Annotated in this window: 20 protein-coding genes; 9 read left to right on the top strand and 11 right to left on the bottom strand. The window is 71.4% G+C overall.

The window, feature by feature from the left end; genetic code table 11:
* Nucleotides 1-3: 3 nt before the first annotated feature.
* Nucleotides 4-1,425: a glycosyltransferase family 87 protein gene (locus DWB77_RS07750; RefSeq protein ID WP_120720542.1), complete on the bottom strand. Its 1,422-nt coding sequence runs from the start codon at nucleotides 1,423-1,425 to the stop codon at nucleotides 4-6.
* A 118-nt stretch (nucleotides 1,426-1,543) separates the two neighbouring features.
* The gene (locus tag DWB77_RS07745; RefSeq protein ID WP_120720541.1) at nucleotides 1,544-1,933 is read right to left on the bottom strand and encodes a VOC family protein; all 390 of its coding nucleotides are present in this window, start codon (nucleotides 1,931-1,933) and stop codon (nucleotides 1,544-1,546) included.
* Nucleotides 1,934-2,146: 213 nt separating this feature from the next.
* Here DWB77_RS07745 and DWB77_RS07740 point away from each other — a divergent pair, with 213 nt between their 5' ends.
* A complete protein-coding gene (locus DWB77_RS07740) occupies nucleotides 2,147-3,289 on the top strand; it encodes a molybdopterin-dependent oxidoreductase (RefSeq protein WP_120720540.1) in 1,143 nt (380 codons plus the stop codon).
* Entirely contained in the window at nucleotides 3,289-3,693 is a 405-nt protein-coding gene (locus DWB77_RS07735; RefSeq protein WP_120720539.1) for a hypothetical protein, read from the top strand. Before DWB77_RS07740 ends, DWB77_RS07735 begins: the two co-directional genes overlap by 1 nt.
* 107 nt (nucleotides 3,694-3,800) lie before the next feature.
* Here DWB77_RS07735 and DWB77_RS07730 read toward each other — a convergent pair whose 3' ends face one another.
* Complete coding sequence (locus tag DWB77_RS07730) at nucleotides 3,801-4,622, bottom strand: TrmB family transcriptional regulator (protein WP_246033452.1); 822 nt, start codon at nucleotides 4,620-4,622, stop codon at nucleotides 3,801-3,803.
* A 656-nt stretch (nucleotides 4,623-5,278) separates the two neighbouring features.
* On the opposite strand from DWB77_RS07730, the gene DWB77_RS07725 reads away from it, so the two are divergent.
* On the top strand, nucleotides 5,279-7,279 hold the full coding sequence (locus DWB77_RS07725) for a putative Ig domain-containing protein (protein WP_342777930.1): 2,001 nt from the start codon (nucleotides 5,279-5,281) through the stop codon (nucleotides 7,277-7,279).
* A gap of 98 nt (nucleotides 7,280-7,377) precedes the next feature.
* Here DWB77_RS07725 and DWB77_RS07720 read toward each other — a convergent pair whose 3' ends face one another.
* Genes DWB77_RS07720 through DWB77_RS07710 form a run of 3 tightly spaced genes read right to left on the bottom strand, consistent with a single transcriptional unit; the run spans nucleotide 7,378 to nucleotide 9,499 of the window.
* A complete protein-coding gene (locus DWB77_RS07720; protein ID WP_120720536.1) occupies nucleotides 7,378-8,049 on the bottom strand; it encodes a class I SAM-dependent methyltransferase in 672 nt (223 codons plus the stop codon).
* Nucleotides 8,043-8,780, bottom strand: coding sequence for a TIGR04282 family arsenosugar biosynthesis glycosyltransferase (locus tag DWB77_RS07715; protein ID WP_120720535.1), 738 nt, complete (start codon nucleotides 8,778-8,780; stop codon nucleotides 8,043-8,045). Before DWB77_RS07715 ends, DWB77_RS07720 begins: the two co-directional genes overlap by 7 nt.
* A complete protein-coding gene (locus DWB77_RS07710; RefSeq protein WP_281280088.1) occupies nucleotides 8,777-9,499 on the bottom strand; it encodes a glycosyltransferase family 2 protein in 723 nt (240 codons plus the stop codon). Before DWB77_RS07710 ends, DWB77_RS07715 begins: the two co-directional genes overlap by 4 nt.
* Nucleotides 9,500-9,653: 154 nt before the next feature.
* Here DWB77_RS07710 and DWB77_RS07705 point away from each other — a divergent pair, with 154 nt between their 5' ends.
* Together DWB77_RS07705 and DWB77_RS07700 are read left to right on the top strand one after the other, a co-directional pair.
* Nucleotides 9,654-10,427 (top strand): response regulator transcription factor, encoded by a 774-nt coding sequence (locus DWB77_RS07705; protein WP_120720533.1) that lies wholly within the window; start codon nucleotides 9,654-9,656, stop codon nucleotides 10,425-10,427.
* Nucleotides 10,420-11,532: a sensor histidine kinase gene (locus DWB77_RS07700; protein WP_120720532.1), complete on the top strand. Its 1,113-nt coding sequence runs from the start codon at nucleotides 10,420-10,422 to the stop codon at nucleotides 11,530-11,532. The genes DWB77_RS07705 and DWB77_RS07700 overlap by 8 nt, the downstream gene beginning before the upstream one ends.
* A gap of 87 nt (nucleotides 11,533-11,619) precedes the next feature.
* Here DWB77_RS07700 and DWB77_RS07695 read toward each other — a convergent pair whose 3' ends face one another.
* Nucleotides 11,620-12,615 carry an NAD-dependent epimerase/dehydratase family protein gene (locus DWB77_RS07695; protein ID WP_120720531.1) on the bottom strand — a complete coding sequence of 332 codons (996 nt, stop codon included), beginning with the start codon at nucleotides 12,613-12,615 and terminating at the stop codon, nucleotides 11,620-11,622.
* An 80-nt stretch (nucleotides 12,616-12,695) separates the two neighbouring features.
* On the opposite strand from DWB77_RS07695, the gene DWB77_RS07690 reads away from it, so the two are divergent.
* A complete protein-coding gene (locus DWB77_RS07690) occupies nucleotides 12,696-13,007 on the top strand; it encodes a 4a-hydroxytetrahydrobiopterin dehydratase (protein WP_120720530.1) in 312 nt (103 codons plus the stop codon).
* A 101-nt stretch (nucleotides 13,008-13,108) separates the two neighbouring features.
* Here the strand turns inward: DWB77_RS07690 and DWB77_RS07685 are convergent, their stop codons facing one another.
* Nucleotides 13,109-13,990, bottom strand: coding sequence for an NmrA family transcriptional regulator (locus DWB77_RS07685; RefSeq protein ID WP_428985109.1), 882 nt, complete (start codon nucleotides 13,988-13,990; stop codon nucleotides 13,109-13,111).
* A 106-nt stretch (nucleotides 13,991-14,096) separates the two neighbouring features.
* On the opposite strand from DWB77_RS07685, the gene DWB77_RS07680 reads away from it, so the two are divergent.
* Nucleotides 14,097-15,095: an AraC family transcriptional regulator gene (locus DWB77_RS07680; RefSeq protein WP_120720529.1), complete on the top strand. Its 999-nt coding sequence runs from the start codon at nucleotides 14,097-14,099 to the stop codon at nucleotides 15,093-15,095.
* 75 nt (nucleotides 15,096-15,170) lie between these two features.
* Here the strand turns inward: DWB77_RS07680 and DWB77_RS07675 are convergent, their stop codons facing one another.
* Entirely contained in the window at nucleotides 15,171-15,491 is a 321-nt protein-coding gene (locus DWB77_RS07675) for a hypothetical protein (RefSeq protein WP_120720528.1), read from the bottom strand.
* A gap of 188 nt (nucleotides 15,492-15,679) precedes the next feature.
* On the opposite strand from DWB77_RS07675, the gene DWB77_RS07670 reads away from it, so the two are divergent.
* A complete protein-coding gene (locus DWB77_RS07670) occupies nucleotides 15,680-16,510 on the top strand; it encodes a TetR/AcrR family transcriptional regulator C-terminal domain-containing protein (RefSeq protein WP_120720527.1) in 831 nt (276 codons plus the stop codon).
* Between the two features lie 350 nt (nucleotides 16,511-16,860).
* Here the strand turns inward: DWB77_RS07670 and DWB77_RS07665 are convergent, their stop codons facing one another.
* The gene (locus DWB77_RS07665) at nucleotides 16,861-18,246 is read right to left on the bottom strand and encodes a S53 family peptidase (RefSeq protein ID WP_120720526.1); all 1,386 of its coding nucleotides are present in this window, start codon (nucleotides 18,244-18,246) and stop codon (nucleotides 16,861-16,863) included.
* A gap of 295 nt (nucleotides 18,247-18,541) precedes the next feature.
* A complete protein-coding gene (locus tag DWB77_RS07660) occupies nucleotides 18,542-19,378 on the bottom strand; it encodes an aldo/keto reductase (protein ID WP_120720525.1) in 837 nt (278 codons plus the stop codon).
* A 635-nt stretch (nucleotides 19,379-20,013) separates the two neighbouring features.
* Here DWB77_RS07660 and DWB77_RS07655 point away from each other — a divergent pair.
* Nucleotides 20,014-21,786, top strand: coding sequence for an alpha-L-fucosidase (locus DWB77_RS07655; RefSeq protein ID WP_246033451.1), 1,773 nt, complete (start codon nucleotides 20,014-20,016; stop codon nucleotides 21,784-21,786).
* The last annotated feature ends 60 nt before the right edge of the window (nucleotides 21,787-21,846 follow it).

Here is a 21,846-nt window from a genome sequence, read left to right as displayed (position 1 = left end):
AGTTCAGACAGTAACCCGCCCCTGTGACACGACCTCCCGGCGGTCCGTCTCCCGCTCCGGGCGCCGACGGCGCCGCAGTGCCCAGCCCGCCAGGACCGCGCACGCCGCGACCGCGTACGCCGTTTTGGCCATGGGAAAGTCCCCGAGGGCTTTGGCCGCCACATAGACGCAGGCGCCCGCGACGGCGACGGTGAGCCACTCCCACCTCCCGTCGAGCGCCACAAGCGCGACGACGAGCAGGGCGTACCAGGAGTAGCCCGGGGTCAGGAGCAGAAAGGCCCAGCCGAACAGCAACAGGGCCGCTGACCAAGGGCGTTCGGGCGTCGCGCGCCGCAGGACGTACACCGTCACCCCGAGCAGCGCGGCGAGCGCGACCGGCAGGGCCCAGGCGTCGGGCAGCACCATGCGCAGCAGCGCGAACCGGCCCTGCCCCGACGGGTCGTCGTACCCCTCCTCCTCGGTGTAGCCGCCGAGGTAGCCGAACACGGAGGAGTGGGAGAGGAGGGCGTAGGGAAGGTAGGAGAGCGCGACCAGGCCGGCGGTGGAGAGCAGCACGGTGACCGGTCGTCGTCGCAGGACCGCGGGCAGGACCATCGCGGGCAGCATCTTGACGGCGATGCCCGCGCCGATCAGCACACCGCCCGCCGCGGCGCGAAGCCTGCCGATCCCGGGCCCGCGTCCCCCTGTCAGGGCGCCGAGGCCCGCGACGGTCAACAGGACGGCCAGGACGTCGATATGGGCGTTGTTGACCGCCTCCAGGGGCACGGCCGGACACCACGCCCAGAGGGCGGCTCCCGTCACCCGGCCCGGTGTGCCGTCCGGGCCGCGCCGCCGCAGGATGCGCACCAGCACGAGGGTGGTGCCCACCGCGAACAGGGCGCCACCGATCTGGAGCGGGTGGAGACGTGTCCCACGGGGCGAGATCTCGTCCACCAGCAAGTAGTACGCCTCGGCGACCGGGGGGTAAATGGTGTGCACGGTCGGCCTGTTGAGGCGGGTGCACCCGCCGTCCACCCGGGCCCGCTCGGGCCCCGCGCACTGCGCGGGGCCCGTGGGAAAGAGCCAGGTGTCCCGCAGCGGGGCCACCTCGGGGTCGGCCGGCGCGTGGTCGTAGGGGGAGATCCCGGAGGCCTGCACCCGCCCGTCCCAGGCGTACCGGTAGGCGTCCGTGCTGGTGCGCGGGGGAGCGAGCAGTCCGGTCGAGGCGACCGCGATGGAGCCCGCCACGATCAGCGCCGCACGGTGGCGCGCCGGCACCGCGCGCAGCGACCAGGCGGCGAGGGCGAACAACAGCCAGGCCGCCGCGTACCACCACGAAAGCCCGGCGGGGTCGGCGCGGAAGCCGTCTTTGAGAACGGTGAAGACGAGGACGGTGGTGAGGGCCGCGAGCAGGACGGCGGTGCATACGGTACGTCGATGGGTCACTCGCCGAGCCTCGCAGCTCAAGGCCCCGATCACGCGCAGGCGGCCCCCGCCGTCCGCGAACCGTAAGGTTCACCCGGATGCACGGGGGCGCCCGAGCGGTGTGCTCGTCGCGGCGCTGTTACTTCCAGCCGCCGTAGGGAACGGTCAGGAGTTCAAGCCAGTGCCCCGACGGATCGGGGAAATACACACCGCGTCCGCCGTCGTTGTGGTTGATCTCGTTCGGGTGCTTGCGATACGGATCCGCGAAGTACGGAAGCTTCAATTCCGTAATCCGCTGGAATGCGGAGTCGAACTCCTCCTCGGAGACCAGGAACGCGTAATGCTGAGGCGTGATCTCGGCGCCCTCGGGCACGGTCGCGAAGTCGAGAGTGACTCCGTTGCTGGTCACGACGGGGACGAACGGCCCCCATTCCGCGCCGACCTCAAGACCGAGCATATTGGCCAGGAATTGCGCGGACACCCGGTTGTCACGGGATCCGATGATGGTGTGATTCAACTGTACTGACACGGTGGAAAGCTCCCACAGGCATCTCGCAGACACCTCCATGTCTCACCCGGCCGGTGACCGACACGCGATGCTGCCAGAAGATCCTAACCGCGCCCCGGTAGCCGTGTCACGGTATTGATCGCGCCATCGCATTTCCCCTCGACGGCGTGGCGTTCGTGAACCGTAAGGTGTCGAAACGCCCGGAACGGGGGCCGGCCGCGGTGGGATGGAGCCATGAAGCCACGACTTCCCGCAGTGCGGCCGCCCGTCTTCCGGGGCAGACTGCACGACGCCCGCACGGCGACCTCGATCGGCCGCTGGCTGGGCGTCGCCATCGCGGTCTGCTTCGGCACCGGCCTGATCAGCCACTACCTCCAGCACCAGCCGGGCTGGCTGCTGGACGTGCTGCCGAGCAGGCCCGTCTGGGGGTACCGGCTCAGCCAGGGCCTGCACGTGGCGTCCGGAATCGCCGCGATCCCGCTGCTGCTCGCCAAGTTGTGGACGGTCTACCCGAGGCTGTTCGCCTGGCCGCCGCTGCGTTCCGTACGCCACGCCCTGGAGCGGCTCTCGGTCGCGGTCCTGGTGGCGGGCGCGGTCTTCGAACTGTTCACCGGCCTCCTCAACACGGTGCAGTGGTACCCCTGGCCGTTCTCCTTCGTGCCGGTGCACTTCGCCGTGGCCTGGCTCCTCGCCGGCGCCCTGATGCTGCACGTGGCCGTCAAGTACCCCGAGATCAGGGCGCATTGGGCCAAGGAGTCGCCCGGCACCCTGGCCCTGCCGACCGCCGACGGACCCGACCGGCGCTCACTGCTGAGCGGAGTGGCGGCCGCGGTCGGCGCGGTCACCCTGACCACCGTCGGTCAGGCCTTCACCCCGCTGAAGTTCTTCGACGTCCTCGCACCGCGCCACCCCGATCACGGCGCCCAGGGGCTCCCCGTCAACCGCAGCGCGCGGGCGGCCGGAACCACCCAAGTCGACGCCGACGCCTACCGGTTGACGGTTGCGGGACCCCGCCCCTACACCCTCACCCTCGCCGAACTGGCCGCGCTCACCCAGCACGAATCCGTGCTGCCCATCGCCTGCGTCGAGGGCTGGAGCAAGTCCGCGCACTGGACGGGCGTACGCATCGCCGAGCTGCTGCGCCGGGCCGGCGCCCCACCGGACGCCGGGGTGCGGGTGATCTCCCTGGAACAGTACGGCGCCTACCGGGTGATGGAGATGGGCCGCGAGTACGCCCACGACCCGCTGACCCTGCTCGCTCTGCGACTCAACGGACAGATCCTGACCGCGGACCACGGATTCCCCGCCCGTGTGATCGCCCCCAACCGCCCCGGCGTGTTGCAGACCAAGTGGGTCACCCGACTGGAGGTGCTGTGATGCGCACCGTGCTGGGCGCGGCCGGGCTCGCGCTGATGGCCCTGGGCGGAGTGCTGGTCTGGGACCAGGCCACCCACTGGGACGTACTGATCTGGCTCGCCGGAGCCGTCGTCCTGCACGACGGGCTCATCGCGCCGCTGGTCGTCGCGGTGGGGCTGCTGACCGGCGGCCTGAAGAACCGCGGCCTGCTGCGTGGCACCCTGCTCACCGGCGGCTGCCTCGTCCTGATCGCGCTCCCGCTCCTGCTGCGCCCCCTGCCCACGGCCAACCCCTCGGTGCTGCCGCTCGACTACCCCCGGGGCCTGCTGATCTCCCTCGCGGTGGTGGTCGCGCTCGCACTGCTGCTCGGCGCCGGGCGCCGGTGGCGGGGCAGGACGCGCGAGGCGGACGTACCCGAGAAGTGAGACCGCGGGCAGGGCGCGTGCGGCGGACGTACCCGAGAAGTGAGACCGCGGGCAGGGCGCGTGCGGCGGACGTACCCGAGAAGTGAAGCCGCCGCCCGCGCTCGCCCTCAGTCCGCTCCCCGGGCGGGCCCCATCGGCTCCGCCGTCTCCCACACGCTCTGGAAAGCCAGCCGCAGGCAGGCCGCCAGCGCCGGGTGCTCGATGTACAGAGCGGTGGTGGAGCCCGTGCCCGCGACCGGGTCCGGCATGTCGCACAGCACCAACGAGGCGTCCGCGATGACCAGTTTGAGCGGCAGCCGCCGGGTGAAGCGGGCCTCCTCGCCCGCCTCGGCGAAGCGCCGCACGTTCTCCAGGACCTCTTCGTCCGCCAGCGCGTCGCGCGTGTACACCGCCCGCACCGTGCCCTTGGCCCGGCGCAGCCGCCGAGTCGCCTTGATCCCGGACGTGTTGGCGGCGGGGGCGACGAACGGCGGCATGCAGAACGTGAGGAGCTCGGTGTCGGCCTGCTCCTGGATGTCCGCGAACCGCTCGGCGATCTGCCGCGGGTCGCGCAACACCTCGATGTAGTCCAGCGGATCGGTGTGCGCCCGGCCGTCCGACCACAGCGGCAGCAGCATCGAGGTGAGCCCCGTCGACACCTTCTCCAGCCGTTCCAGGGACTCCCTTTGACGGTTCATCAGACGCGTGATCGCGAGCTCCGGGGCGACCGCGGCGAACGTGGCGACGCGTCCCTGGTGGGCCACCGCGAGCTGGGCGCGCACCAGTGCGTCCAGGACGTCGTAGATGCGCTGCCGGGGCACCTCCGCCTCCCGCGCCACCTGGGCCGCGGTGTAGGAGTCGCGCCTGACGAGGGCGAGGTAGACCCGCGCCTCGTAGCGGGACAGGCCCAGCTCGACGAGGTCGTTGACCGACCCCTCACCCGGCTGCACGCGCGTCCCCGACCGGCTCCATGTACGTCCTCCTCGGCTCGCTGGAACGCCACCGTATACACGTACACCCGGCGCTGAACCGCCCGGTGATCCTTGGGAATTCCCGGGGCGGGCCGCGCGGTGATCCATCCCCTTTCCAGGGAAAGGCTTTGCCTCGGGCTTGCCTCAGCCTGTTGTCGCCTCCGTCGGCCGTCGCTACCTTCGTCCCTGCCACCACGTGAGCGGGTGGCAGTTTTCGCGAGATGCCATTGTCATGCACTGATCATGGACAGTGATCGCGCTCGGCCGCACTCCTCGACGCGTGCGAACGCGCACGGGTCACGCGCGGCCACCCCTCCTCGATCACGTGCACCCACGTGCCGCCGTACGCGCAAAACCACGGCCCACCCACCCGGCCCCGGGTGCCACCGCCGCCGCGCGCACGGCCCACGTACCGCCGATCGCACCCCACGAGCCGCAGCACCGGCGCCGACCGCACCACCCCACGAGCCCGTACGTGCCGCACCGCCGGCCGCCGGCCGCACCCACGGCCCACCGCGGTCGACGACACCCCGCACCCACCGCCGCACCCGCCGGATCAGCCCCGCCGCACACCCGGGCCGGGCACCCCCGTACGCCCCGATCCGGCGAACCAACCCCCCATGGAGGGCAGTTCCTTGTACTCGAAGAGACCCTTCGGCCTGTCCGGACTCACCCGGCGAGCCGCCACCGCCGCCCTGTCCGCCGCCGCCCTGGTCACCGGCGGACTCATCGCCGTCGCCCCGTCCGCCGCCGCCGCGACCGCGCCCGCCCCCGCCGCCCAGAGCGCCAACACCCAGCGGCTGTGCGCCCAGCCCGCCAAGGCCCACGAGATGGCCTGCCTGGCCCTGGCCCGCACCGACGTCCAGCACCACCTGGGCATATCCCCGAACGTGGCCCCCTCCGGCTACGGCCCCACCGACCTACAGAGCGCCTACGCCCTGCCCTCGAACGCCGGCGCCGGCGCGACCGTGGCCATCGTGGACGCGCAGGACGACCCCAACGCCGAATCGGACCTGGCCACCTACCGCTCCCAGTACGGCCTGCCCGCCTGCACCACCGCCAACGGCTGCTTCAAGAAGGTCGACCAGAACGGCGGCACCAACTACCCGAGTCCCGACTCGGGTTGGGCCGGTGAGATCTCCCTCGACGTCGACATGGTCAGCGCCGTCTGCCCGCAGTGCCACATCCTGCTCGTCGAGGCGACCTCCGCATCCATGGAGGACCTCGGCGCGGCCGTGAACCGCGCGGTCAGCATGGGCGCCAAGTACGTCTCCAACAGCTACGGCGGCAGCGAGGACTCCACCGACCCGAGCTCCGACGCCGCCTACTTCAACCACCCGGGCGTCGCCATCACCGTCTCCTCCGGCGACAGCGGCTACGGCGTCGAGTACCCCGCCGCCTCCCAGTACGTGACCGCCGTCGGCGGCACCTCGCTCAGCCGCGCCAGCACCACGCGCGGCTGGTCCGAGTCGGTCTGGGGCTCCAGCTCCGGCGGCCAGGGCGCGGGCTCGGGCTGCTCCGCCTACGACCCCAAGCCGTCCTGGCAGAAGGACACCGGCTGCGCCAAGCGCACGGTCGCCGACGTCTCCGCGGTCGCCGACCCGGCCACCGGCCTCGCGGTGTACGACAGCTACCAGGCGAGCGGCTGGAACGTGTACGGCGGCACCAGCGCCTCCTCGCCGATCATCGCCGGCGTGTACGCCCTGGCCGGCACCCCCGCCGCCACCACCAACCCGGCGTCCTACCCCTACGCCCACACCGGTTCCCTGAACGACGTCACCACCGGCGCCAACGGCAGTTGCAGCCCGTCCTACCTGTGCAAGGCCGCGGCCGGCTACGACGGCCCGACCGGCCTCGGCACCCCGAACGGCACCGCCGCCTTCACCGGCGGCACCAGCACCGGCAACACCGTCACGGTGACCAACCCCGGCAACCAGTCGACGCAGGTCAATACCGCGGTCTCGCTCCAGATCAAGGCCACCGACTCCGACAGCGGCCAGTTGTTGACCTACAGCGCCACCGGACTCCCGGCCGGCCTCTCCATCAACGCCTCGACCGGACTCATCTCCGGCACCCCGACCACCGCCGGGACCTCCAACGTGACGGTGAGCGTCAAGGACGCCACCAACGCGAGCGGGTCGACGTCCTTCACCTGGACCGTCACCACCACCGGCGGCGGCTGCACCCCGGCCCAACTGCTCGGCAACCCCGGCTTCGAGACCGGCACCGCGGCCCCGTGGTCGGCGAGCGCGGGCGTCATCGACAACTCCAGCGGCGAAGCGGCCCACTCCGGCTCGTGGAAGGCCTGGCTCGACGGATACGGCTCCAGCCACACCGACTCGCTCGCGCAGACCGTGTCCATCCCGGCCGGCTGCCACGCCACCCTCACGTACTACCTGCACATCGACACCAAGGAGACGACCACCACCACCGCCTACGACAAGCTGACGGTGACGGCCGGCTCCAGCACCCTGGCGAGCTACTCCAACCTCAACAAGAACACCGGCTTCGCCCAGAAGTCCTTCGACCTCTCCTCCTACGCGGGGCAGTCGGTCACCCTCAAGTTCAACGGAGTGGAGGACAGCAGCCTGGCCACGTCGTTCGTCATCGACGACACCGCGGTCAACGTGAGCTGACCTGACCCGAGAGCGCTCCGGACGGGGCGGGGTCCACCCCCGCCCCGTCCCTTCACCTCTCCCCGGCACACCGTGACGGCGTACGGATGGAAGCGCTCTCACCCACGGCGAAGGGCCACGAACGGACGGCCCGTCGCGGTCCAGCGCCCCGCCGGTCGCCAGCCGAGCGGCCGGGCACACGACAGCAGCGCGTTCGTCCCGAGCCGGGCCCACGGAAAGTCGCTCCCCGTCGCACCGTGCGCGTCGGCCACCCGCACCCGCATCCGCTCGTCGATCTCGTACGGAGCCGTCTCCACCAGCAACAGCCCATCGGGCACGACGAGTTGAGCCACGCGGGACAGCAGCGTCGCCGGGTCGCCACCGATGCCCACATTGCCGTCGACGAGCAGCGCCGTGTCCCAGCGGCCCTCGCCCGGCAGCCGGTCGAAGACCGAGCGGCACAGCGCGCTGCCACCCCACGCACGCGTGTGGCGAACCGCCTCGGGGCTCACATCGACCCCCAGCGCCGCCACCCCCTCCGCGGCGAGCGCGGCGACCAGCCGGCCGGGTCCGCAACCGATGTCCAACACCGTGCCGCGACATCGGCGCAGCACCGTACGGTCCGCCAAGTCCGGTTCCGTACACCAGCGTTCGACTTCCAGTGGCAGCAGCCAGCCGTCCGGTCTGCGCAGGAACAGCGGGCCGCGCCGGGCGCGCAGTGCATCGGTGTAGGGGTCGGCGTGCCAGGCGGTGGGGGCCGCGGTCGTCGGGGCCGAGAGCGCTCTCACCATGGGTGCGGCCCCGCCGTCGAGGCCTCACCCGCGGTGGGCGCGGGCGTCACGGACTCGTGGGACCGCCGCTCGGTCGGCACGGCGGCGCGCACGGGGCGGCCCGCCCCCACGGCGCGGGCGAACCGGCCGCCCGGGGCCTCGGCCGCGACCAGACGGGCGTCCCGCGCCGTGTCCACGTCCCGCAGCCACGCCAGTTCACGCACCGTGAGCCCGGCGTCGTGCAACCGCTGCCGCTGGACACGCCCGGTCTCGGGCACCGACATCGGCACCCCGAGCAGCAGCGCGGGGTCGGGCTCGGTCAGACCGAGCGCCCAGAACCCGCCGTCCTCGGCCGGCCCGAACCAGGCCTCACCGGGACGCGGATCCGCCAGCGCGGGCGCAAGGAGCGCCGGACTCACCTGCGGGGTGTCCATGCCGATCAGGAGAGCGGGGCCGGGGCACGCGGCGAACGCCGCCGCGATCCGTTCGTCCAGACCCCCCGCGCACTGCGCCAGCACCTCGATGCCCGGCGGCAGCCACGGCCCCGGCGCGCCGTCCAACACCAGCACTCTCCTGCGCACCGGCACGGCCAGCGCGACGTCCAGGGTGTCGGCGAGCGACGCCTCGGCGATCCGGGCCGCCTCCTCGGGCGTGTACGGCGGAGTGAGCCGGGTCTTGACCCGGCCCGGCACCGGCGCCTTCGCCAGCACGATCAGCGTCGTACCCGCAGCCGACCCGCCCGCCCCGCTCATCGGGACACCGCCGGCACGCGCGGCGCCACCGGTGGTTCGGCCAGCACCTGGCGCATGTCGCGCACCGCCTGCCAGGTGCCCCGCCAGGTCCCCGTGACCTTCGACTTACCGGTGCGCGCCAGATACGGCACATCGTGCTCGCTCACCCGCCATCCGGCGTCCGCCGCACGCACCACCATCTGGAGCGGATAGCCGCTGCGCCGATCGGTGAGCCCGAGCCCGAGCAGCGCCTCACGGCGCGCGGCCCGCAGCGGGCCCAGGTCGTGCAGGCGAAGCCCGGTACGCCGGTTCAGCATCCGCGCGAGCGCCAGATTGCCGGCCCGCGCGTGCAGCGGCCAAGCCCCCCGCTCCCGCGGCCGGCGGCGGCCGAGCACCAGGTCGGCGCCGCCGGACGCCACCTCGCTCACATAGGGGACCAGCTCGGCCGGATCGAGGGAGGCGTCGCAGTCGCAGAAGCAGACGTATTCGGCCTCGGCGGCGAGCAGCCCGGCGTGGCAGGCCGCGCCGAAACCCCGGCGGGGCTCGTGCACGACGGTCGCGCCCAGCGAGCGCGCCACCTCGGGCGAACCGTCCGAGGAGCCGTTGTCGACCACGACGGCCCGCCAGCCGTCCGGGATCCGGGCCAGCACCCAGGGCAGCGCCCCGGCCTCGTCGAGACAGGGCAGTACGACGTCCACGGCCACCCCGCGCGGTGCGCGAGGGGCTGCGGCAGGTGGCACCGCGGGGGTTGCGGAGGAGGATTCAGTCACGCCCTCACCGTACGAATCCAAACCGGACAAAACGGATTTCGGGTTCTTACGAAACGCGGACATCGCCCGCCCGTGTCCCACGTGGCGCAGACGGACGCCCCCAGGCGGTGCGAGGCTGGATCCCATGCACAGCACCGAGAGCCGCATCCTGGTCGTCGACGACGACCCGACCGTAGCCGAGGTCGTCACCGGCTACCTGGAACGCGCGGGCCACACCGTCGACCTCGCCACCGACGGCCCCGCCGCCCTGCGCGCCGCCGCCGGACGCCGCCCCGACCTGGTGGTTCTCGATCTGATGCTGCCCGGCATGGACGGCCTGGAGGTCTGCCGGCGCCTTCGCGCCACGGCCCCCGTACCCGTGATCATGCTGACCGCGCGCGGCGACGAGGACGACCGCATCCTCGGCCTGGAGATAGGCGCCGACGACTACGTGACCAAGCCCTTCAGCCCGCGCGAACTCGTCCTGCGCGTCGAGTCGGTGCTGCGCCGCGCCCGCGCCACCACGGCGCGCCCGGGGCCGCCCGTGTCCCGCTGCGGCATCACCCTCGACCCGGCCGCCCGTACCGCCGCGAAGGACGGCCGTGAACTCGCCCTGACTCTGCGGGAGTTCGACCTCCTCGCCTACCTCCTGGACCGCCCCGGCGAGGCGATCTCCCGCGAGCGGCTGATGCACGAGGTGTGGGGGTGGGAGTTCGGCGACCTGTCCACGGTCACCGTCCACGTCCGACGCCTGCGCGGCAAGATCGAAACCGACCCGGCGAAGCCGGCCCTGATCCGCACGGTCTGGGGCGTCGGCTACCGCTTCGAGACGGCCGAGCCCCCCATGGCACCGCTCCACGTGGCCGATGCCGAACCGAGTGCCGCCACGCACGGAGGCCAGGGGGCCGGCCGTGGGTGACATCCTGCTCATCGCGGTGTACGCGTTCCTCGGCGCCGCACTCGCCGGGCTCGGCGGGGCACTGGCCCTGCGGCTCCTGCGCCACCGCTCGCTCACCGCGTCCGTCGCCGTCGTGGCGGCCGTGGCGGTCCTCGCGATGCTGGCCGGCACGCTCGCCGTCGCCTGGGCGATGCTCCTGAACTCCCACGACCTGACGGTGGTGACCGTGGTCGTCGCCATGGCCGCCGTCGCCTCACTGGTCACCGCCCTGCTCCTCGGCCGCAGTGTCGTCGCCAGCAGCCACCGGCTGGCGCTGGCCACCCGCTCGTTCGGCGACGGCGGCCGCTTCGACGCGCCGACCGGGCCCGCCACCGCCGAACTGGCCGCGCTGAGCCGCGAGTTGGCGGCCACCAGCGCGAAACTGACCGAGTCACGGGAACGGGAGCGGGCGCTGGAGACCTCACGGCGCGAACTCGTCGCATGGATCTCGCACGACCTGCGCACCCCGCTCGCCGGGCTCCGCGCGATGGCCGAGGCCCTCGAGGACGGCATGGCCAAGGACCCCGACCGCTACTTCCGGCAGATCAGAACCGAGGTCGAACGCCTCAACTCCATGGTGGGCGACCTCTTCGAGCTCTCCCGCATCCACGCGGGAGCGCTCTCACTCAACCCCGCCCGGATGTCCGTCCACGACCTGATCGGTGACGCACTGGCCGGCGCGGACCCGCTCGCCCGCGAACACGGAGTACGCCTCGTCGGCGAGCGCGTCGATGCCGTACCGGTCGAGGTGGACGGCAAGGAGATGACCCGGGTCCTCGCCAACCTCCTGGTCAACGCCATCCGGCACACCCCGGCCGACGGCACCGTGGCGGTCGGCGCCCAGGACCACGACGGCACGGTCACGCTCTCCGTCACCGACGGCTGCGGCGGCATCCCCGACGACGATCTGCCCCGCGTCTTCGACACCGGGTGGCGCGGCACCCAGGCCCGCACCCCACCCGGCGGAGCCGGCCTCGGCCTCGCGATCGTCCGCGGCATAGTGGAGGCGCACTCGGGCCGCGCCGAGGTACGCAACGTGGCAGGCGGCTGCCGCTTCGAACTCACCCTGCCGGCGGCGCGCGCGTAGGGCGCAGCCCGCCCCGCCGGCCACCGCCGCACCCTGCCGGCGGCGCGCGCGTAAAGGCCGCCCGGCCGCCGGCCACCGTGGGGGGTGTCACCGCGCCGTCGCGAACTCCGCCATTCCCTCCGCGAAACCCACCGCCGGCTTCCACCCCAGCTCACGCCGCAGCCGCCCCGAGTCCGCGGTGATGTGCCGCACGTCGCCGAGCCGGTACTCACCCGTCACCACCGGGTCGGGGCCACCGTGCGCCGAGGCCAGCGCCCGGGCCATCTCGCCCACGGTGTGCGGGGTTCCGCTCCCCGCGTTGTACGCGCCCAGCACACCGGGCGGCCGTCCTGAGAGCGCTTCCAGCGCCACCACGTTCGCCCCGGCCACATCGCGCACGTGCACGAAGTCCCGACGCTGGCGGCCGTCCTCGAAGACCCGCGGCGCCTCGCCGCGCGCCAGAGACGAGCGGAAGAACGAGGCCACCCCCGCATAGGGCGTGTCCCGCGGCATCCCCGGCCCGTACACATTGTGGTAGCGCAGCGACACCGCCCGCCCACCGGTCGCCCGCGCCCACGCGGCGGCCAGATGCTCCTGCGCCAACTTGGTCGTGGCGTACACGTTGCGCGGGTCGACGGGCGCGTCCTCAGCGACCAGGCCCGGGGCCAACTCGGCCCCGCAGTGCGGGCAGGGGGGCTCGAAGCGGCCCGCGTCGAGCCACTCCACCGGCCGCGGCCCGGGGCGCACCACGCCGTGCTCGGGGCACGCATAGCGGCCCTCTCCGTAGACCACCATCGACCCGGCGAGCACCAGGTCCCGCACTCCCGCCTCGGCCATGGCCGTCAGGAGCACCGCGGTGCCGAGGTCGTTGCAGCTCACATAGTCGGCGGCGTCGCCGAAACCGGTGCCGAGGCCGACCATCGCCGCCTGGTGGCACACCGCGTCCACCCCGTGCAACGCCCGGGCGACGGCCTCTGGATCGCGGACGTCGTCGACCGGCCGGACCGCCCGGTCCAGAACGATGGGCTCATGGCCGTGGGTGGCCAGGGCTGTGACAATGTGCGAGCCGATGAAGCCCGCGCCTCCCGTGACAAGTACACGCATAGAGGAGACGCTACGGAACCGAAGCCTCTCCGTCACCGATCCACCCCGCCATGTCACCACCCCGTAAGGAGTACCCGGACATGCCTGTTGAGCCGCTGTCGCAGAAGGACATCGAGGACCGGCTGCGTGAACTGCCCGGCTGGTCGCTCTCGGACGACCACGACCGGATCGCCCGCAGTTACCGTCTGGGCGGCCACTTCGCCGCGACGGCGATGGTCGTCCATGTCGCCCAGATCCAGGAGGAGCTCGGCCACCACTCCGACCTCACCCTCGGCTACAACACCCTCACCCTGTCCGTGAACACCCATGACGCGGGCGGCGCCGTCACCGAGCTCGACTTCCAACTCGCCCACCGTGTCGAGGAGATCGCTCCCATCCACGGCGCGGGCTGACCGTCGGACGCGGCCCCACGGACGATCGCCGGCCCGGCCGGGGGACGGGCCGACCCCTATACGGCCCGTCCCCCCGGCCGGGGATCCGCCCCGGCGACGGCTCACACGTGCCAGTCACCCGCCGCGGCCGCGTCCCGGGCGAACTCGGCGAAGTCGCGGGGCTCCCGCCCCAGAACTTGCTTCACACCGTCCGTGGTCGAGGCGTTGTGGCCGTCGAGGAGCGTGGTGAAGAGCCCGGCCAGCCACTCCGCCTCCGGCGCGGCCATGCCGTACTGCGTGAGCATCTCCGCGTACTGGGCGCCCGACACCGGGACGTATCGGATCTCGCGGCCCGTCGCACGGGACAGCTCGGCGGTGACCTCGGCGAAGGTGAGCAGCCGAGGCCCCGTCAACTCATAGGTCTGCGCGGCGTGACCGTCCTCGGTGAGAGCGTGGAGCACGATATCGGCCAAGTCGTCCACATCGAGCCAGGGTTCGGCGATCTCACCGCCCGGGAACGCCACCGTCCCCGCGAGAACACCCTCGACCATCGCGCCCTCGCTGAAGTTCTGCGCGAAGAACGCGGCCCGCACCACCGTGAGGTCCGGGCAGCTCTCCCTGAGAGCGCTCTCGGCGCGGGCCGCCTCCGGCTCGCCCCGACCGGACAGCAGCACGATCCGGTGCACCCCGCTGGCCGCCGCGATACGGCCGAAGAGGCGCATCGCGTCTTGCGAACCGGGCGCCGCGAGATCGGGGTAGTAGGCGACATAGGCGGCATCCACGCCGTGCAACGCCGGGCCCCACGTCGTGGCGTCCGCCCAGTCGAAGAGAGCCCCACCCGACCGGGACCCCGACCGGACCCGCACCCCCCGCGCGACGAGACGCTCGCACACCCGATGCCCCGTCTTCCCCGTGCCGCTCGTCACCAGCACCGTGCCAGGCGCCATCGCGTCCGCCCCCTTCAACTCGTCTGTCGTGCCAAGGCCTTGCGTCGTGTTCGTCATGCGTCAAGCGTCGCCGCCCGCCCCTGGACTCTCCATGCGTCAAAGGCCAGCCCCCATACGCGTCCGTCCAACAACCCGCCCGCCGGGCTCCCTTTACGCTGACCCCATGGACGCACTCGCCGGACTGCTCGACGGACCGCGGGCCCGGGGGGCCTTCCTGATGCGCATGGTCATGGAGCCGCCCTGGTCCGTACGGATCGAGGACCGCGCGCCGATCTGCCTGATGTCGATGACGGCCGGCGAGGCCTGGATCGTGCGCGACGGGGACAGCGGTGACGGCGGCGGCGATGGCGACGCCGTGCACATCGGCCCCGGCGACATCGTCATCGTGCGCGGCCCCGACCCGTACACCGTCGCCCACGCCCCGGATCTCGCCCCGTTCGCACGCATCGGCCCCGGCGGCGTCTGCACCACACTGCGCGGGGAAGCGCTCTCAACCTCCATGGACCTGGGCATACGCACCTGGGGCAACGCCCCGAACGGCTCGGCGACCATGCTGGTCGGCACCTATCTGATGGAGGGTGAGATCAGCGGACGACTCCTCGGCGCGTTGCCCCCGGTGCTGCGCCTGTCCTCGCGGGAGTGGAACCGTTCGCTGATGCCGCTGCTCGACGACGAGATCTCACGCGACGAACCCGGACAGAGCGTCGTCCTGGACCGGCTCCTCGATCTGCTCCTCATCGCGGTACTGCGCTCCTGGTTCTCGCGCCCCGGCGCCGACGCGCCCGCCTGGTACCGGGCGATGGGAGACCCGGTGGTCGGACCCGCGCTGCGGCTCGTGCAGAACAGCCCGGCCCATCCCTGGACGGTGGCCTCGCTCGCCGCGAAGTGCGGGGTGTCACGGGCCGGATTCGCGCGCCGCTTCACCGAGTTGGTGGGGGAGCCGCCGATGGCGTATCTGACCGGCTGGCGCCTGGCGCTCGCCGCCGACCGACTGCGGGAGACTGACGCCACCGTCGAAGCCATCGCCCGCCAGGTCGGATACAGCGGCGCGTTCGCGCTGAGCGCCGCCTTCAAACGAGTCCGTGGCATCAGCCCACAGGAACACCGCACGCTGGGCGGCGGCGGAACGGCGGCGACCGGAGTCAACGCAGGCGGCAGGTGAAGGTGAGAGCCGACGCCGCCTGAGAGCGCGCTCTCGCCCCCAAGGAGCAGCCGTCCCCGAGGGCCCGACGATGTCTCACGCCCGGATGAGCCGGGACAGGTCGTCGTCGCCGACCACTCGGAACACCCCGCCGCCGAGCGAGGGGCCGACCAGGCCAGCCAGACGGTCCATGCGGCGCTGTTCGCCGGCCGCGATGCGCTCCATCCATACGGGGATGTCGGCGGGTTCCGCGTCGATCAGCGCACAGGTCAGGATCTCCTGCGGGTCGTCGAGGCTGAGAGCGCTCAACACCCGGCGCGGGTCACCGGGGATGGCCTCGTCGGGCAGCCACGCCTTGCGGAAGGTGGCGTAGTCGACTCCGTCGTTGAGGCGGCGCAGAGAAGTACCGATCAGCATGGTGTTACCTCCAGTCGTGGCCGGCCCTGTTGAAGTGCCGGGCCCCGGGTGCGGGGTGCGGGTGTGCGGGTGTGCGCCGGAAGGATTCTTACGACGTAAGTTTCCCGGCTGGGGATAGAGTGCCCTTACGACGTAAGAATCGTCAAGGGGCTTCTGCGACGCAGCAGGACGGACGCGAGGAGAGACTGATGGCCGACCGGCGAGCACGGCCCAAGGCGGGGCTCAGCCGCGAGCGGGTACTCGACGCGGCGCTGGACCTCGTCGACCGCGAAGGCGTCGCCGCCCTCACCATGCGCAAGCTCGGCGCCGAGCTCGGCGTGGAGGCAATGACGCTCTATCACCATGTGGGAAACAAGGGCGAGTTGCTGGACTCGCTGGTCGGCCGAGTCGTCCGCCGGGCCGCGATGGGACTACCACCGGGCGGCACCGCGTCTTCCTCCGCGCGCGAGGGGCGGGCTGCTGCCGCCGACTCGGGCGCGGGCGCGGACTCGGGCGCGGGCGCCGACTCGGGCTTCGGCTCGGGCTCAGATTCCGGCTCAGACTCCGGCTCCGGCTCGGACTCGGTCTCGGGCTCCAGATCCAGCTTGGGCTCCGGCGTGGGCGGGGGTGACTGGACCGGATGGGCCCGTGCCTTCGCTGTCGGGCTACGGGGCGAACTCCTGCGGCACCCAGGGGTGTTGCCGCTCGTCGCCACCCGCCCGCTGAGCTCCGCCGATGATCTCGACCTGTTGGAGGAGTGGTTGGCCGCCCTGACGGACGCGGGCCTCGGGCTCGGCCGAGCGATGGACGTCATCAACGCCCTTGCCACGTTCGTGATCGGCCACACCCTCGCCGAAGCCGGCCGCACCCCGGGCGAACGTACGGACGCCCCCGACCTCGACGACGCCGCGCCGGACCCGAAGCGCTTCCCGCTGCTCGCCGAGGTGACGGCGACCCGCGCCGGCCTCGACTTCGCGGCCCGCTTCGACCGCACAGTCGACTTCATCCTGGCGGGCTACCGAGACCTGGGGGAGGAGTGACTCCGGGGTCGCCATGACGCCCTGCCGACACCTACAACTTCCTTACGGCAAGGCGTAGTTGGTGCTCCGCAGGGCACGGTCGTGGTCGCCGCCCGGGGTCAACCCCAGGGCACTTGGGGCCAGTACAACGCCGTGACCCCGCGCGGTGTCCGGCACGCGACGCCCAAGACGTGCGCGGTGCGAGGACGTCTGCGGACGCGAGGACGCCGCCGCCCGGAGGTATCGGGCGGCGGCGTCGTCATGACCGGAGCGCACTCCACTCACGACCGTGAGGGCGCGGGACGGCGGCCGGTCGCTGATGGCGGCTTCCGCGTCCCGGCGCGGTCACCCACCCCCGGCCGCGCGGGCCGTCAGTGGTGTCGGCGGCTCTCGTGGGCCAGTGCGGTCACGAAGCGGGCCGCGTCGATCGTGCCGACGCCGGTCGCCATGTCGTAGCCCTTCACCGCGGTGTAGCCGGTGACGCCCGCGTAGCTGTTGTTCGTGCCGTCGTTGACGTCCACGAGGCCGGAGCCGGGCTTGTAGCCCTGGTGCTTGTACAGCGAGTACAGCGCGTCGTTGATGTTGCCCAGGCGGTGGCCCGCGGCCTGGTCGGCGAGGGCGACGATGCCGGAGAACAGCGGGGCCGCCTCACTCGTACCGCCGGACACGTCCCAGCCGACGGCGGTCGGGTCGTAGCTGGAGTACACCCACGCGCCGCCGTTGACCGCGGCCGCCATCGAGATGTCGGGGGTGCCGCGCCGGTTGCCGACGGCGCCGCGCACGCCATCCTGGTAGGACGGGCGCTCGAAGACGTGCGACTGACCGCCGCCGCCCGCCCCGTTGTCGTTGTAAACGCTCTCAGGGCTGAGGCGATTGCCCTTGTCGTCCAGGTGCAGCTGGGTGCCGCCGATGGAGGTGACCAGCGGGTCGGAGGAGGGCCAGGAGTTGACGCGCTCCTTGTAGTAGCCGCTGCCGTCCGCCGTGTTGTCGGTGGCGCCGCCGTCACCGGAGGAGGCGAGCACGGTCACGCCGTGCGCGGCCGCGTCCTTGAACGCGTACCGCAGGTTCTTGATGCTGGAGAAGTCGCCCTTGTCGAAGCCGGGGAAGGTGTTCTCCGTGGCGCCGAAGCTCTGGCTGATGACGTCGCCGATGCCGCGGTCGATGAGGTGCTTCTCGGCGTCCATCATCTCGGGCAGGCCGGTGACGCCCTCGGTCTCGGCGACCGCGGTCTCCACCAGGACGATCTTCGCGTCCGGGGCCACCGCATGGGCCATCTCGACGTCGAGCGTGGACTCTCCGGCCCAGCCGGTCATGTCCTTGTTCTTCGGGTCCCAGGCGGGGACGTTGCCCCACTTGACCACGTCGACCTTGCTGCTCGGGATCCCGTACTGCTTGCTGTACACGTCCAGGTCGTGCTGGATCGTCGGCGAGCCGAAGGAGTCCACGATCACGATCGTGCGGCCCTTGCCGGTGATGCCCGCCTTGTAGAGCGGGTTGAGGTTGTACGCCTGGCGGTACTGCAACGGGCCGTAGCAGGCGATCTTCCACTTGGCCTGGCACTGCTCGCTGGTGAGCGGGCCGCTGGTCGAGTGGGCGAGCTGGTGTCCGGCGACGGCCGGGACGGGCTTGACCTGCGGGACGGCAGGTGCGGCAGTGGCGGACCCGGACAGCGGGGTGGCCATCACCGCGGCGGCGGCAAGGGCGGTGGCCCCGACTGTCGCAGCCGCGGTACGGGTCCGGGGGAGGGCTATGCGCATGAATGCTCCCTGTGTGGGGTGAAGCCGCGCGGGGCGGTCCTCGTGATCCCATCCGGAGGGTCATGCGCAGGACAAGAGCGTTTAGCGCATGATGTCGAACGCTTTGCCTGAGTGACGTACTTGAATGAACATTTTTGGCAGGTGGCTGACCAACCAAAATCGGAAAACGACAAAAGGGGCGTCGTCCGAGTCATTCGGACGACGCCCCTTCGTGATGCGCTGATCAGATCCCTGGGCGACTACTCATGCGGATGTCCATGCGGCTGCCCAGGCAGCCCCCTCGGTCGCCGGTCGGTCAGGCACCGAGGTTGAACTCCGCCGGGTTCGGACCGAGCCGCTTGCCCTCGTCGAGCGCGGCCAGCGCGGCCAGGTCGTCGGCGTCGAGCTCGAAGCCGAACACGTCGATGTTCTCCTGGATCCGCGACGGCGTCACGGACTTCGGGATCACCACGTTGCCCAGCTGGATGTGCCAGCGCAGCACGACCTGCGCCGGGGTGCGGTCGTGCTTGCGCGCGATCGCGACGACGGTCGGGACCTCCAGGAGCCCACGGCCCTGGCCCAGCGGCGACCAGGCTTCCGTCGCGATGGAGTGCTGGGCGTGCAGAGCGCGCGACTCGGCCTGCGCGAGCTGCGGGTGCAGCTCGATCTGGTTGACGGCAGGCACCACAGAGGTCTCGCCGAGCAACCGCTTCAGGTGCTCCGGCTGGAAGTTGGAGACGCCGATCGCCTTGGCCCGGCCCTCCTCGTAGATCTTCTCGAACGCGCGGAAGGTGTCGACGTACGCGTCCTTGGCCGGCACCGGCCAGTGGATCAGATACAGGTCGACGTAGTCGAGGCCCAGCTTGTCGAGGGAGGCGTCGAAGGCGCGCAGGGTCGCGTCGTAACCCTGCTCCGAGTTCCAGAGCTTCGTCGTGATGAACAGCTCTTCGCGGGCGACTCCTGAGCCGGCAACGGCCTTGCCGGTGCCCGTCTCGTTCTCGTAGATCGCGGCGGTGTCGATGCTCCGGTACCCGGACTCGATGGCCGTGGCCACCGCCTTCGCGGCCTCGTCGTCCGGCACCTGCCAGACACCGAAACCGAGCTGGGGCATCTCGACGCCGTTGTTGAGGGTGATGGAGGGGACCTTGCTCACGAGCGGTCGATCCTTACGTCGTCGGTTGGTACTCCTCCCGTCAACGAACGAGGAGAGTCTCACATTCCCACTCTGCCCTCTCGGCTCGCGGCTGACCTGCGACTCCACCGGGCTTCCGACGCACCATTCGAGAACCCGGCCGCCCTGCTCGCGCCGCCCACCCGACACAGCTCCGACCTTCTCCGTCCGAACCATTGACCGTGCCCCGACAAGGCGCGACGCTATGGCAGATGACTGAACAACGGTCATCCATGTGAACGGCATCGTGCCTGTCGCGGCGGCAATCGGGGAGGCAGGTGTCGTTCACCTCCGACTCGCCCTCACTCCTGAACCCCACCTCTCAGGAAGGCAGGTACGTCCATGAAGGACCCCTCAAGCCGACTCGCGGCAGACATCGGAGGACACGGCTTCGGCGGGCCGAGGTGAGAGCGCTCCTGAGATGGGCCGGCGCGAGAGCGCTCCCTACGCGCCCAGTCAGGAGAGCGCTCCCGAGGCGTACGGACACGAGAGCGCTCTCAAGGCGTAAGGGTGCGAGAGCGCTCTCACCGCGAACCGGCGCGAGCACCCCGCCCGGATGCCTTCGCGGCAGAGCGCTCTCGCGCAAGCGCCCCCGCCGGTCCGCGCGGCTTCTGCTCGTGGTGGCGTTGGTGCTCGGCGCGCTGTCCCTCCAGGCACCAGCCCGCGCCGACCTTCAAAACCCGCGCCAGGACTTCCTGCGCGCCTCCACCTCGGGCCTCTTCCTGCACTGGGGGGAGCGGACCGCTCCGGCCCACACCAGTTGCTCCGCCTGGGAGTCCGATGTCACGGCCGGTGGCTGGACCCCGGACTACTGGGTCGACGAGGCCCGCAAGCTGCACGCCCAGTACCTGGTGCTCGCCACGTTCCACAGTCGCCTCGGCTACGCCCGGCCCTGGCCGTCGAAGATCCCCGGCAGTTGTTCGACCAAGCGGGACTTCCTCGGCGAGCTGATCGCGGCCGCCAAGGCCAAGGGCCTCAAGACCATCCTCTACATGACGGACGACCCCCAGTGGCACGCCGACGGCGGCCACGAGTGGCTCGACTCGGCCGGCTACTCGACGTACAAGAAACGCACGGTCGACCTGACCGCCCGGGAAGGATTCGGGGAGTTCAGTTACGACAACTTCTTCGAGGTCATGAACCGCTACCCCGACCTCGGCGGTTTCTGGATCGACAACGACAACGACTACTGGCTGAGCCACCACCTCTACGAGCAGATCTACCAGAAGTGCCCCGCCTGCACGCTAAGCAACAACAACGAAGACACGCCGATCATGGACATGATCAGCAACGAGCAGAAGACGGGCATGACGCCGTCGTACGACTACCCCCAGGCGATCTACACCGCTCAACCCCGCCTGACCGAGGCCGACTTCAAGCTTGCCGCGACCGGGGCATGGTGGTACGACGGCTCCGATCCGGCCGTGGACAAGAAGCTCACGCTCGGGCGGCTCATCACCAACGCCGGTTCGTCCGTGAAGGCGCTCATGGCGGAGACGGCCCAGGTGAACGGCGTCTTCCCCTCCAACCAGGCGGCGTTCAACGACTTCGCGAACGGCTATCTGACTGAGGTGTGGGAGTCGTTGCACGGGGTCGAAGGCGGCGGCTATCTGTACGGCGGCCTCAAGCCCGGGCTCTGGAACGACGGCGCCCACGGGGTCACCACCGTGAGCAAGACCGACCCCAGGCTCCACTACATCCATGTCATCACCCCGCCCCGCACCTCGACACTCCAAGTGCGGGACAACGGCTACCAGGTAACCGCCGTCACCAACCTCCGTACAGGAGCGGTGATTTCATACCGTCAAGCCGGCGGCGCCCTCACCCTGACGGGGCTGTCCGGGTGGGACCCGTACGACACCGTCTTCAAGGTGACCACGCGAGGGCGTGCCGGAATCATCGACCCCGCCACCTACACGATGAGCGCCTCGCCCTCGACGGACGGCCACGGTGCGGCCGCAGCAGCCGACGGGGACCACCTCACCTACTGGGACAACGCCAAAACCCTCCCCGTCCGGCTCGACTTCGCGCTCGGTACGACGAGGACCGTTCGCTATCTCGGCGTCAACCAGCGCGAGGATACGGTCAGTTACGCCCGTTCGGACACCGAGCAGTCGGCGCGTATCAAGGACTACAAGGTGTACGTCAGCGGGGACGGCAAGCACTGGGGGAGCGCGATCGCGTCCGGCACTCTGCCGAGCGCCAGAGGAGTCGCCTTCATCGACCTCCCGGCCACCTCCACCAGCCATGTCCGCCTGGAGGTGACCAGCACCTACGCCGCGTCCACGGACACCACCCGCTACAAGCGGCTACGGATCGACGAGGCCTGGCTCGGGAGCGCTTACGTGACGAAGGGCCTGACAGGGGCGTCGGCCTCCATCGCGCCCTGATCCGGAACTCCCACAGCCGCCGGGCGGGGACTCGGGTGGCGGGTCTGCCGTGCCGTCACC

This window comes from Streptomyces hundungensis, from assembly GCF_003627815.1.
GTDB classification, from domain to species: Bacteria; Actinomycetota; Actinomycetes; order Streptomycetales; family Streptomycetaceae; genus Streptomyces; species Streptomyces hundungensis_A.
This window is presented reverse-complemented; position numbering and strand designations above follow the sequence as displayed.

What these genes read in the sequence shown, in the direction of transcription:
- DWB77_RS07740 (WP_120720540.1), top strand. Translation starts at nt 2,147, where the DNA reads ATGAAGCCACGACTTCCCGCAGTGCGGCCGCCCGTCTTCCGGGGCAGA.
- DWB77_RS07735 (WP_120720539.1), top strand. Translation starts at nt 3,289, where the DNA reads ATGCGCACCGTGCTGGGCGCGGCCGGGCTCGCGCTGATGGCCCTGGGC.
- DWB77_RS07720 (WP_120720536.1), bottom strand. Translation starts at nt 8,049, where the DNA reads ATGGTGAGAGCGCTCTCGGCCCCGACGACCGCGGCCCCCACCGCCTGG.
- DWB77_RS07715 (WP_120720535.1), bottom strand. Translation starts at nt 8,780, where the DNA reads ATGAGCGGGGCGGGCGGGTCGGCTGCGGGTACGACGCTGATCGTGCTG.
- DWB77_RS07705 (WP_120720533.1), top strand. Translation starts at nt 9,654, where the DNA reads ATGCACAGCACCGAGAGCCGCATCCTGGTCGTCGACGACGACCCGACC.
- DWB77_RS07695 (WP_120720531.1), bottom strand. Translation starts at nt 12,615, where the DNA reads ATGCGTGTACTTGTCACGGGAGGCGCGGGCTTCATCGGCTCGCACATT.
- DWB77_RS07690 (WP_120720530.1), top strand. Translation starts at nt 12,696, where the DNA reads ATGCCTGTTGAGCCGCTGTCGCAGAAGGACATCGAGGACCGGCTGCGT.
- DWB77_RS07685 (WP_428985109.1), bottom strand. Translation starts at nt 13,990, where the DNA reads ATGACGAACACGACGCAAGGCCTTGGCACGACAGACGAGTTGAAGGGG.
- DWB77_RS07680 (WP_120720529.1), top strand. Translation starts at nt 14,097, where the DNA reads ATGGACGCACTCGCCGGACTGCTCGACGGACCGCGGGCCCGGGGGGCC.
- DWB77_RS07675 (WP_120720528.1), bottom strand. Translation starts at nt 15,491, where the DNA reads ATGCTGATCGGTACTTCTCTGCGCCGCCTCAACGACGGAGTCGACTAC.
- DWB77_RS07670 (WP_120720527.1), top strand. Translation starts at nt 15,680, where the DNA reads ATGGCCGACCGGCGAGCACGGCCCAAGGCGGGGCTCAGCCGCGAGCGG.
- DWB77_RS07665 (WP_120720526.1), bottom strand. Translation starts at nt 18,246, where the DNA reads ATGCGCATAGCCCTCCCCCGGACCCGTACCGCGGCTGCGACAGTCGGG.